This is a genomic window from Martinezella calliandrae (genome assembly GCF_030272695.1).
In the GTDB taxonomy this organism is placed as follows: domain Bacteria; phylum Pseudomonadota; class Alphaproteobacteria; order Rhizobiales; family Rhizobiaceae; genus Rhizobium; species Rhizobium calliandrae.
In genome coordinates, this window is sequence record NZ_JARFYN010000101.1 from 1 (window position 1) to 10,885 (window position 10,885).

Sequence of the window (10,885 nt, forward strand, 5' to 3'; positions counted from 1 at the left end):
CGCTTAAGCGTGGGGCTCGGCTCCGGCCTATCCAGAGCAACCCCCGAATTCAGCTTACCGCGGGGGCGGGCCACCTTCATCCCAGGAACATACGGTCTAACTTCGTCCTCAGACTAAAGTCCGTGCTTGATCGGACCTATGTCCCAAAACGCTATTCTTTGGTCCTAACGCCATAGACTATGCCCTCCGCTACGCCAGGTTTTTCTCCGCGATGGAAGCGGCGGGGTAGCCGACCGCTGTTGCAAGGCACGTGGAGAAGTCGATGAACATGAACGACGTCCTCAATATCGGCATCGTCGCCCTGGAGTTCGCTACGGTTTTGGCCGACAGAGAAACCGAACTGGCTTCGAGGTAACCCGCCATGCAGCAAACGAAGCGAATTCTGGTTACAGGTGGTGCAGGTTTCCTCGGATCATTCCTTTGCGAACGACTTTTGCAAGAAAAACACGAGGTTATTTGCGTAGACAATTTTTTCACGGGGCGCAGAAGCAACGTCGCGCATTTGCTCGAAGACAAGTCTTTCGAAATCGTCCGCCACGATATTACGTTTCCTCTATACGTAGAGGTCGACGAAATCTACAACCTCGCCTGTCCGGCAAGCCCGGTTCACTACCAGTACGATCCGGTGCAGACGACCAAGACCAGCGTCCACGGTGCGATCAACATGTTAGGGCTCGCTAAGCGGGTCGGCGCAAAGATCCTCCAGGCCTCCACGTCCGAGGTTTACGGCGATCCCGAGATCCATCCGCAGCGGGAGGGTTATTGGGGCAGGGTGAATCCGATAGGACCGCGCTCCTGTTACGATGAGGGCAAGCGCTGCGCCGAAACCCTGTTCTTCGATTATTGGCGCCAGCACCGGCTCCGGATCAAGGTGGCGCGCATCTTCAACACCTATGGTCCGAGGATGCGCCCCGACGACGGCCGCGTCATCTCCAACTTCATCGTACAGGCGCTGGAAAACAAGCCGATCACTGTTTATGGCAACGGCGAGCAGACACGCTCGTTCTGCTATGTCGACGACCTCATCGACGGCCTGGTTCGCTTGATGGGAACAAACGACGAGGTCACGGGCCCTATCAATCTTGGCAATCCGGTCGAGTTCACCATGCTGGAGCTTGCCAAGCTCGTCATAGAATTGACCGGGAGCCGATCGAAGATCAAATACCTGCCCCTGCCTACCGACGATCCACGGCAGCGACAACCAGACATCGGGCTAGCCAAGCGTGAGCTCGGCTGGGAGCCGAAGGTCCCGTTGCGAGGCGGACTTGCCAGAACGATCGCCTTTTTCGACGACTTGCTTTCGTCGGACCGCTCGCAGCAGGTCGCTGCCGAATGACGACTGTCCTTGTCACAGGCGGAGCCGGCTATATCGGATCGCATTGCTGCAAGGCGTTCGCCGAGGCCGGCTGGTCTGTCGTCACCTATGACAATCTCTCCCGAGGCTGGCGCGACGCAGTCAAATGGGGCCCGCTGGTCGAGGGTGACATTGCTGACGCCGAGACAGTCGCGGCAGCGCTGCGCCAGTACCGACCAGATGTGGTGGCGCATTTCGCGGCCTACGCCTATGTCGGCGAATCCGTCTCGCATCCCGAGCTCTACTACCGGAACAACACATTCGGGACGTTGGTGCTGATCGAGGAAATGCTTAAAGCCGGGATCAACAGGCTGATCTTTTCAAGTACCTGCGCTTCCTACGGCATCCCGATGCGCACCCCCATCGACGAGGAGCATCCGCAGTGGCCGATCAATCCCTATGGCTGGTCGAAGTTCATGATCGAACGGATCATCGAGGATTTCTCGCTTGCTCGCGGCCTCAATGCCGTGATGTTGCGCTATTTCAATGCAGCCGGCTGCGACCCCGACGGCGAGATCGGTGAACGGCACGAGCCCGAGACCCATGTCGTCCCACTCGCGATAGAGGCGGCAATCAAACCGGGCCGGGTCTTTACCATCAACGGCACCGATTTTGACACGCGCGATGGCACCGCCGTCCGCGATTATGTTCACGTCACCGATCTGGCGCATGCCCATGTCCTTGGGGGAGAAAAGCTATTGCGGGATCAGGGAGTGCATGTCTATAACCTCGGCACCGGCAACGGAACGACGGTGAAAGAATTGGTCGACGCCGTCGGCCGCGTTTCCGGGCAGGGACTTCCCGTTGCCTATGGTCCCCGTAGAGCCGGTGACCCGCCGGCCCTCGTCGCGGCCGCCGGAAAGGCAAAGCGGGAGCTTGGATGGGGGCCCAGGCATTCCGACATCAATGAGATCATAGACACGGCACTCGCCTGGTATCGCGGCCGGATGTGACCCTTACTTGCGTGTGGTTGTCAAAAAAAATCGCCGAGAGCGGCGCCGACCGCTTGGATCGAGAACTTTTCCGTCACCCGCTTTCTGGCAGCCGCGCCGAGTCGTGCGCGAAGGGCTTTATCGTCTTTCAATCTCGCCAAGGCCTGGGCAATTTCCTCTGGCCGCTCTTGCTCAACCATCAGGCCGCCGGAGGCCTCTCCGTCGGCCAGAATGTCCGGCAAACCCTGCGCGTCGGTGGCGACGACGGGAAGGCCGCAGGCCATCGCTTCCAATGGCGCGACCGGCATGCCCTCGATGCGAGACGCCGTGACATAGGCATCGGCTGCTGAAAGCCAGCGACGGATCAGAGGCCGATCCGTCGTGTAGCTGGAAAGCCATTGCAAATTCGAAAGCCCGCTTTCATGGACGAGCTTTGTGAAGGCGTCACTGTCCTGTCCCGAGCCGATGATCACCAATTGGCTGGCTGAATCTCCAGCGAAGCTCGCCCAAGCCTTCAAGAGGACGTCGAGCCCTTTGCGGCGGATATCGATGCGCCCGTGATTGAGGACCACGAAGCCATCCTGCGGCAGGCCAAGGCTTGTTCGTGCCTCCATGCGGTCCATGGCCCGCCATGCCTCAGTATCCAGCGGGTTCGGAATGTTCGCGATGTTGAGCGCAATGCGCGGATAGGCCTTGGAGAGACGGCCGCGTTCGGCGGAGGAAGCGACGATGAGACCGCGGCAGGCGCGCAAAGATAACTGTCTCGCAATCGCCTCGGTCCAGGACAGCGTGCGATCTCCGCCCTGAAAGGTGGCATAGAGGGGAACGCTTATGCTGCGCGCCAGCCAAGCAAGTGCATCAAAGCGAATATATTCATATTCCTGGGCGAGCAGCACGTCGCATCGGGAGCGCGTGAGGATCTCGCGGAAGGCCGCGAGCGGCGTCGCGGCCCAGCGCTGCAGGCTATAGGCGGCAGGAGAATGGCCTTGTCGGGATCGTCTTGCCGGTGCGATCCAGATCGGCGTGCCTGTGCCCAAATGCTCGTAGCGCTCAATTCTGGTCACCCGATCGGATGCGCATACGATGATCGGCTTGTGGCCCACCGAACTCAGCGCGGCGGCATAGCCGAACAGCCAGCCTCCCGTCATCCGCTCGACGAAATCCTGAAGCTCAAGCCCAATCGGCTCGAGAAACTCCTCGATTACATCGCCCCACGGAAAGAGGGCGATCACCCGCGGCTGGCGGCCGGTCATTTGCGCCAGGCGAATGCCGTCTCGGTGCCGCGCGTGGAGGGCCGGTGCATCAGATAGCCGATGACCGTCAGGGGAGCGGCCAGCGCGTAAAGAACCTTACGGCGGCGGCGTCCAAGGCGGGAAAACGAGACGTCATGGAAGAACGCCGTGGCGGGATTGATGAATGTGGCACGCCGTTCCGGCGACCTGTCGAAAAGGGCTGCAAGTTCCGGGTCCTTGTACCCCCGCCTGACATGCCCCCATTCGCGCATCAGCTCGCTCTCATGCGGGCAGTGGCGTTTCATGATGCTGAAATAGGGATAGTGCCATTTGGCCTCAGGGGTGGAGATGAGGACATGGCCGCCCGGCCGCACCACTCGTAACGCCTCCTGTGCGGCGAGGCGGTCATCCTCAATATGCTCCAGCACATCGAACAGGGTGACGATATCAAAGCTCTCGTCGGCGAAAGGCAGCGAGCAGGCATTACCGCAAATGAAGGTCGATTTCGCCCACGAGGGCTGATGCTCGGCCAGTTCCGGATCGATGTCGAGGGTGACGATCTCCGCCTCCGGATACAGGATGCTGGCGAGGCCGCTGCGACCGCCGCCGATTTCCAACACCCGTCCGTAGCCGCCAGTTTCCTTTGGGGCGACGCGGTGGATAGCGCGCATCTTCTCACGATAGAAAAGGCCATCGGTCAGGCCATTTGGATAAGGATTCCTGGCCAGGAACTGGCCAAGCTGTGCCTTCTTGATCATTTCGCTATTCCCTTAGCATCAGCGGCGGCTACGCGCATCGCTATACGCCGCTTTCTCCAACCGAAGCGCAGAAGAAACTGCAACCCGGCAACCCATCCCTGTACCTCTGAGGCCAAAATTGCGAGCCTGCCTGGCGGACCCTCGAAAAGCGCCTTGACGAAGGTCTTAAGGAAGTAGACCGGCAGTTGCTTGCCGATGCGCACGATGTTTCCGCGATCGCCGAAATTGTCGTACTGCGCCACAAGCGCCGCCACATGGCCTTTCATGTAAGCTCTTATCTGCCGCTTGAGCCCCTGCCAGTCACTTCGATGATGGTGGAAGACGACAGCGCGCGGTTCGTAAAGGCAGGCTCCGCCGGTTGCCAGAAGCCGATACCAGAGTTCGGAATCTTCGGAGCATCCGGCGGCCCCCGCGCCGAGGCGCTCGTCGAACATGCCGACCCGCTCGAATACGGATCGTTGAAAGGCCATGTTGGCTCCGGCGCCGATCTTCCACACATGCGCGCCGCTCGGCCGTGTTTCTTCGAAAAACCGCCTGTCGAACGTGAGCGGCACGAAGGTAGTCCCGAAGCCGCCCATGGTGAACTGAAAGCAGCATTGCGCAGCCGTATCGAGGCGCGCCGGCAGCACAAGGCCCGTAAGCGCATCCACGTCTCTATCCGCAAAGGCGCGGCCGATCTCGGCCGTCCAACCGGGATGCACTTCGACGTCATCGTCGGTGAATGCAATGATATTCAGCCGGCTTGCACGAATTCCGGCGTTTCTGGCATGGCTCAAGCCAGGCTGCGGCTCATGGACATAACGAACGTTAGCGAACTGCCCGCACACGCCCTTGGCGTTCCCATCGCTGGAATTGTCGACGACGATGATTTCCCCGGGAGTGCTGCGCTGTGCAGCAACGCTGCGAAGGCAGTCGGCCAGCGCCGGACCCCGATCGCGGGTGCAGATCACCACAGAGATATCATCCGCAGAAGCGGAAGACGATATTGCGAACTCTTCGAGGCTCTCGACCAGATTTTCCGCTTCGAGCGCGGCCTCCAGCGAGAGCGCGGGTTTGGGCCACCCTTCGTAAGTGGCCCGCAACGGGGCGCCAAGCCCGTTGCCGCGCGCTTCCAGTTGCGCGGCTGCGAATTCGGCTGCGAGTTGGTGCAACTGGGAGGCGCCGTAAGGCAGTTCGTCCTGCAGAGATGCTCGCGCGCCAAGCGGCAGGTCTCTCCACCAGAAGATCGACAATGCGGGCTCGCCATGGCCGCCGCTGTTGGCGACAGCAAGATCGACATGCCTCACCTTAAAACTATCTGCCGTCATGGGTTGCGCTCCCGGATCGCCTGGATGCGGGCACGCGAGCGGTCATATTCGCCCGCAAGGCCGTAGATTCCACCCCACAGCTCCGCTATGCCGAAACGCAGCTCGTGGCCGCGGCACCGATGCCCGGCGCGAGCAAGTGCCTTCAATTGGTCGAAGAACCACCACCGGACCATGGCACGATGGCGTGCGCGCATTTCATCGTCGGTGCGGTAGCTTTTGACGAGAAAGGCCATCATGCCGAGGCCCCACGTCCAGTATTGCCGCCTGAGCTGCGGAATGGTTTCGCGATGCTCGTGATAGACCGCGTATTCCGGCTCATAGATCATAGGGCGGCCCGAACGCAGCACGCGGTAAAAAATGTCGAGATCGCCGCCTCCGGGCAGCGGCGCTCCCGTGTCAAGCGCTTCATCGAAGCCGCCAAGCTTGATCAGCAGCGCGCGGTCGAAGGCCATATTGCAACCGGCACCGAGAATACCGGACCCGACGGGATGCAGAGGATTGTCGAAACGGGTATTGTGAAACTCCCTTCGCGCAAAGCCACGGCCAAACCCTCCTCGACGTTCGAAAAGAATCTGCGCTTCGGTGTCGAGGCGATAGGGCAGCACCAGGCCCGTGAAACCGCCGGCCTCGGGATTTTCAAGGCAGGCCTTGGCAAGACCGGCAAGCCAATTGCGGTCTACCACCACGTCATCGTCCAGGTAGGCGATGATATCGCTCCTTGCCGCGTGTAGGGCCGCGTTGCGGGCAAAATCCAGCCCGGCCTTCGGCTCGAAGACGTAGCGAATATCCGTGAAACCCGCGACGGCCTCACGCGTGGCGGTATCCACCGACGCATTGTCGACCACGAGGATTTCGACGAACCGGAAAGCGGACCCGGCCCGAATCCGGTCGAGTGAGCTGAGCAGGCGGGAAAGACGTTGCGCGCGGTCCTTGGTGCATATTGCGATGCTGAGGCTCGGCAGAGCCGCCCCGTCCGTCGGCTGGCGTTTTCTTAGCTCCTCCTCCAGTTTGGCAACGAGGATACGCCCGGCAAAGCGCTCGTCGGCAAGGGTTTTCAGCTTTTCGACCGTCATCACCGATCCGGTCGATAACTCGACCATTTCGAATGCGATCAATCGGCCCTTCCATCGGGCGACAAGGCCGATGCCGTTCTGTCCGGCTGAGAGTTCGATCGGCGCTAGGGGTTCCGACAGCTCAATGTCAGCAAGTTTGTAATTCATCGGTTAATTTCCACTCTGGCGGCGCCGCCATGCTGAAAACCATGGAGCCTGGAAAAGTGACCTTGCCGCTCGAAGAGTTCGTCCGGCGAGCCTGCCTCAATGACGCGCCCCTTCGCCATCACGATAATTTGGTCGGCAGCCTCAACCGTCGAAAGCCGGTGCGCGATCACGACAACGGTCCGGTTATGCGAGTACTCATCGAGCGCGAGCTGAAACGCCTGTTCGGTCTCGACGTCGAGCGCGTTCGTTGCCTCGTCTAACAACAGAATATCGGGATTGCGAAGTATTGTGCGGGCAAGCGCGATGCGCTGCCTTTGTCCGCCCGAAAGACGCATCCCCTGGTCGCCGACTCGTGTCTCGTAGCCATCCGGAAGCAGTCGGATGAAATCGTCCGCCTTGGCGATCTGGGCGGCTTGGCGTATTTCGGCATCGCCGGCCTCAAGGTCGCCATAGGCGATGTTGGCCGCGATCGTGTCGTTGAAGAGATGGACTTCCTGCGACATGAGCGAAAGACGCCTTCGCCAACTGCGGAGATCGAATTCAGAAAGTGGCGCGCCGTCTGCGAGAATCTCGCCAGACGTTGGATCCATAAAACGAAAAAGCAGCGCCATGATCGTTGATTTCCCTGCACCCGACTCTCCCACGATCGCCGTGGTCTTGCCGGCGGGAATACTCAAGGAAACGTCCTGCAGGGCCAGCCGCTCGCCGGAGTCGTAGCGGAAGGAGACACTCCGGAACTCGACGGCTTTCCTGAGCGGAGCCGCCGGCAGAATCCCTTGAGCCAGAAAGGGCTTCTCCGTCCTGCGCAGAAAATCGTCGACGTCATCGATACTGCCAGCGAGTCCGTCCAGCGCGATTTTCGACTGCATCAGTTCCCGGGTTGGCCCTTGGAGGCGGTAAAGCAGCGACAGAAAGGCGGCCAAAGCGGCAATGCCAATGTCTGCCGACTGCGCCAAGAGAACGAGCGCGCCGATCAGGACCGTGATCGAGATTTCCGAGACCGGCCCGGGGGTCGCCCATAGCATGTCGAGTTTCAGGAGACGCCGCCGCACAGTGTCGGACGTCTGAAGGAAGCGGCTTCGCTCATAATCTTCCTGTGCGAAGGCCCGGATCAATTGCAGCGCGTTGATGCTTTCCCACATCCTGAGGCCGAACTGTTTGTTTTCCTCGACGACGGCCTTGCCGGTCTCGTCGGCACGGCGTGTGGCCAGGCGAATGGCCAGGGCCCCAAAAAGTAAAAACATCATCGAGAAAAATGTCAGCCGGACGGAAATCAGGAGCATCAGCAGGACGAAGACGACGAATGTGCAGCAGCAGATCATTAGTCGGTAGGCCAGACTCAGCCCCTGGCTGACCTTCCAGGTGTTGTTGGCGATCGTCGTGATGATGTCCGAACGCTTGTTTTCGACTCTGTAGTCGATGCACGAACTTATGGTCTGGTCGAAGACACTCGCCCGCAATCGATGCGCGACCAGGCCGTCTATATACCGCGTCACCCAGGTATTAATGAGATGGACCGCATTCTTGAGAAGGATGCTGAGGCACAAAACTCCGACTAGGAACGCTGTCAAATAGTGTTCGGGGATAGATGCCAGAAGTTGGCTGAAAATCGGCTGCCATCTGCCCGGCTGCGGCGCCAAGGCGCCGAGGCTCTGAATGAGGGGAATAAAAAGGAAGAGCCCGGCACCCTCGAGCACCGCCGCGGCCAACCCGAGCCCGACGATGGTCGGTCCAGCCCATGCGGGTGCTGCCGCCAGGTGGAGAAGCCGTCGCAATCGCGTAAAGAGGGGCACGACCAACATCACCCGGCCATCTCCATATAGAGCGGTCGGAAATGGGCATTCTTGTTTCGCAACCGTTTCAAGCGAACCTTGATCCAGTCAGGAACCAGCCTGGCTCTGCAATACACATCCAGCATGTTCGGCAGGCTCGATATCGCCAGGCGTGTGTCCAATGCCAAAAATCTTCTCAACAGATCACAGCCGTCGAAGAACCGCCCCCCGACAAAACCTCTCACGGCGAGCCAGCGGATCATCTCGACCAGATGAGCGTCTAGGTCGGTACCATAGTGAGGATACTTTTGACGAAATTCCCCGAGAACGATTTCACACGAACGAAGCATCTGCATGACGTCGCTCGACATGTTGGTGTTTGTCATGCGGTAGCCGACAAGGTGTTCCGGTACGACGCGAAACTCGTAGTTCTCCGCGATTCTGAGACAGATCAAAAGGTCCTCGCAGCCTTGAGCCTTACGCGCCCTCAAGGAGGGGTCGAACTGCCCGGCTTTTTCGAATGCGCAACGACGTATGAGCATCGAGCTGCCATTCCCGACGAAATTGTTCCTGCACATGCGCTGAAGCACGCTTCCTTCGGCGGTCGGCCGATTGTGCAGCGAGAAGACACGGCTATCCTCATCGATAAGGGCGAACCAGCAATAGGCCAATCCCGCCGACGGGCCGCCTTTCTCCAGCGCTTCCCACTGAAGGGCGATCTTCGACGGGGCCCATAGATCGTCGGCATCGATAAACGCAAGAAACTCTGCGTCGGTCGCAGCCGCACCGTTGTTGCGCGCCGCGGCGACGCCGCCGTTGGACTGCTGAATGATCCTTATCCGTCGATCTTTCTTTGCATAGTCGGCCACGATCGACGCCGAATTATCCGACGAACCGTCGTCGACAATGATTATGTCCAGCTCCTGATGGGTCTGCCGACAGATACTGGCCAAGGTCGCACCGATCGTGCGTTCGGCGTTGAACATTGGCACCACAACGCCAATGGTGGCACTTGGATCACTCCCCACAGTCAATGCCACCCATCAGCGACGACATCGGCCAATCCGGTGACGCCGCCACCGAGGAAAACCGTCGCAGGCACCAGGGCGACGATGCCGTTTTTCAGGACGCCATTCATGTTCATCGAGCCTCTCCACACCCGGCAACAGCGGTCGAATACCCGCTGCTTTCATCGCCGGGAAAGTCTGGGGCAGCGGAAAGCATAATCTATGGCATTAGGACCAAAGATTTTCGTTTTCGGACATAAGTCCTGCCACTAACTGGACTTTAGTCTGGAGAATAGCGGAGATTCCTAACCCATGTGAGCGCCCTCTTGGTAGACTTTCTTGAAGGACGAAGCGATCGCCGTACGTCACATGCGTCGGCGTGCCGCCGGGGCGAAACCGTCCGGTCAAGGCTGGTGCGGTGCGCCCACCGCGAAGCGGCCTAGCCTTGAGGGGCGGTTTCGTTCCGGCCGACTTCAGCAGGCAAAAAGGCTGCACCGCAGATATTCCGGCCCGTTGCTTTACTCAAATAGTGTCTTCCTTCAGCGGCGGCACATCCGGCGCTCTGTCCAGCTAGCTTGTCAAAGCACCGCGCTTTAGCCCGGCCCAGCCAGGATTGAGCCCGGGTTAAAGGGCAATTTCATCACCAAGCTGCGGTCTGTGTCGAAGGTGACGCCAAGTAGCACTGCGATCTATTTACGGGGCGCAGTAAGAGTTGACGCGGTATGCCGCCACCTCAGTAACGGCGCAGTCTCGAAGAACTGTCTTAAGTACCGCTCCCCCAGCCGCAATGCCGGGTCTCACCTCGTCCACCTTTCATTAACGCGTGATTTTCTTCGCCAATCGCACGCCCGGACCGCCGCCGTTCTCCGGGATGAACTCGACGCCTGCAGCTTCCAGTGCGGCCGATAGCGCCTTGAGCGTTGTCTGCCGCGGGATCGTTTGGGCACTTTCAAGTCTGGCCAGAGTCCGAATCGTCACCCCAGATGCATCGGCCAAATCTTCTCGCGTCCAATCAATCAACGCTCGGGCTGCTCGTATTTGCTCGGGGTAAATGTCCTTTTTCATGCCATTTCCGCTTGCTAATGTCACAAAACATGACATAACTTTCACGCTGGAAATACGCAACGGCCGCACAAGTTGCTCGCAACACCTTGTACAGTGGCCGCCCCTGTCAGACATAGGCGGTTAGGCTTTTATAGTGGAATTGGTTGCGGGGGCAGGATTTGAACCTGCGGCCTTCAGGTTATGAGCCTGACGAGCTACCGGGCTGCTCCACCCCGCGTCACCTGCGCAAACCGGTATA

Annotated in this window: 9 protein-coding genes and 1 tRNA gene; 2 read left to right on the top strand and 8 right to left on the bottom strand. The window is 59.6% G+C overall.

Annotated features, from left to right (window positions below):
- Nucleotides 1–361 precede the first annotated feature (361 nt).
- Nucleotides 362–1,336 carry a UDP-glucuronic acid decarboxylase family protein gene (locus PY650_RS35135; protein ID WP_285884651.1) on the top strand — a complete coding sequence of 325 codons (975 nt, stop codon included), beginning with the start codon at nucleotides 362–364 and terminating at the stop codon, nucleotides 1,334–1,336.
- Nucleotides 1,333–2,307: a UDP-glucose 4-epimerase GalE gene (gene galE / locus PY650_RS35140; protein WP_285884653.1), complete on the top strand. Its 975-nt coding sequence runs from the start codon at nucleotides 1,333–1,335 to the stop codon at nucleotides 2,305–2,307. The genes PY650_RS35135 and galE overlap by 4 nt, the downstream gene beginning before the upstream one ends.
- A 20-nt stretch (nucleotides 2,308–2,327) precedes the next feature.
- On the opposite strand, the gene PY650_RS35145 is transcribed toward galE, so the two are convergent.
- The 8 genes from PY650_RS35145 to PY650_RS35180 all read right to left on the bottom strand — a co-directional run bounded on the left by PY650_RS35145 (nucleotide 2,328) and on the right by PY650_RS35180 (nucleotide 10,864).
- Nucleotides 2,328–3,539 carry a glycosyltransferase family 4 protein gene (locus PY650_RS35145; RefSeq protein ID WP_285884655.1) on the bottom strand — a complete coding sequence of 404 codons (1,212 nt, stop codon included), beginning with the start codon at nucleotides 3,537–3,539 and terminating at the stop codon, nucleotides 2,328–2,330.
- The gene (locus PY650_RS35150; protein WP_285884657.1) at nucleotides 3,536–4,276 is read right to left on the bottom strand and encodes a class I SAM-dependent methyltransferase; all 741 of its coding nucleotides are present in this window, start codon (nucleotides 4,274–4,276) and stop codon (nucleotides 3,536–3,538) included. Before PY650_RS35150 ends, PY650_RS35145 begins: the two co-directional genes overlap by 4 nt.
- Nucleotides 4,273–5,583 (bottom strand): glycosyltransferase family 2 protein, encoded by a 1,311-nt coding sequence (locus tag PY650_RS35155; RefSeq protein WP_285884658.1) that lies wholly within the window; start codon nucleotides 5,581–5,583, stop codon nucleotides 4,273–4,275. The genes PY650_RS35150 and PY650_RS35155 overlap by 4 nt, the downstream gene beginning before the upstream one ends.
- On the bottom strand, nucleotides 5,580–6,803 hold the full coding sequence (locus PY650_RS35160; RefSeq protein ID WP_285884660.1) for a glycosyltransferase family 2 protein: 1,224 nt from the start codon (nucleotides 6,801–6,803) through the stop codon (nucleotides 5,580–5,582). The genes PY650_RS35155 and PY650_RS35160 overlap by 4 nt, the downstream gene beginning before the upstream one ends.
- Nucleotides 6,800–8,605 carry an ABC transporter ATP-binding protein gene (locus PY650_RS35165; RefSeq protein WP_285884662.1) on the bottom strand — a complete coding sequence of 602 codons (1,806 nt, stop codon included), beginning with the start codon at nucleotides 8,603–8,605 and terminating at the stop codon, nucleotides 6,800–6,802. Before PY650_RS35165 ends, PY650_RS35160 begins: the two co-directional genes overlap by 4 nt.
- Complete coding sequence (locus PY650_RS35170) at nucleotides 8,605–9,615, bottom strand: glycosyltransferase family 2 protein (protein ID WP_285884664.1); 1,011 nt, start codon at nucleotides 9,613–9,615, stop codon at nucleotides 8,605–8,607. The genes PY650_RS35165 and PY650_RS35170 overlap by 1 nt, the downstream gene beginning before the upstream one ends.
- Nucleotides 9,616–10,398: 783 nt before the next feature.
- Nucleotides 10,399–10,647, bottom strand: a complete 249-nt coding sequence (locus tag PY650_RS35175; RefSeq protein ID WP_285884666.1) for a helix-turn-helix domain-containing protein — start codon at nucleotides 10,645–10,647, stop codon at nucleotides 10,399–10,401.
- Between the two features lie 140 nt (nucleotides 10,648–10,787).
- Nucleotides 10,788–10,864: transfer RNA gene (locus PY650_RS35180), tRNA-Met, on the bottom strand.
- Between the last annotated feature and the right edge of the window lie 21 nt (nucleotides 10,865–10,885).

Bases quoted from the DNA above. Each gene is read 5' to 3' on its own strand.
- PY650_RS35155 (WP_285884658.1), bottom strand. From the start codon at position 5,583: ATGACGGCAGATAGTTTTAAGGTGAGGCATGTCGATCTTGCTGTCGCC.
- PY650_RS35175 (WP_285884666.1), bottom strand. From the start codon at position 10,647: ATGAAAAAGGACATTTACCCCGAGCAAATACGAGCAGCCCGAGCGTTG.
- PY650_RS35150 (WP_285884657.1), bottom strand. From the start codon at position 4,276: ATGATCAAGAAGGCACAGCTTGGCCAGTTCCTGGCCAGGAATCCTTAT.
- PY650_RS35135 (WP_285884651.1), top strand. From the start codon at position 362: ATGCAGCAAACGAAGCGAATTCTGGTTACAGGTGGTGCAGGTTTCCTC.
- PY650_RS35160 (WP_285884660.1), bottom strand. From the start codon at position 6,803: ATGAATTACAAACTTGCTGACATTGAGCTGTCGGAACCCCTAGCGCCG.
- galE (WP_285884653.1), top strand. From the start codon at position 1,333: ATGACGACTGTCCTTGTCACAGGCGGAGCCGGCTATATCGGATCGCAT.
- PY650_RS35165 (WP_285884662.1), bottom strand. From the start codon at position 8,605: ATGTTGGTCGTGCCCCTCTTTACGCGATTGCGACGGCTTCTCCACCTG.
- PY650_RS35145 (WP_285884655.1), bottom strand. From the start codon at position 3,539: ATGACCGGCCGCCAGCCGCGGGTGATCGCCCTCTTTCCGTGGGGCGAT.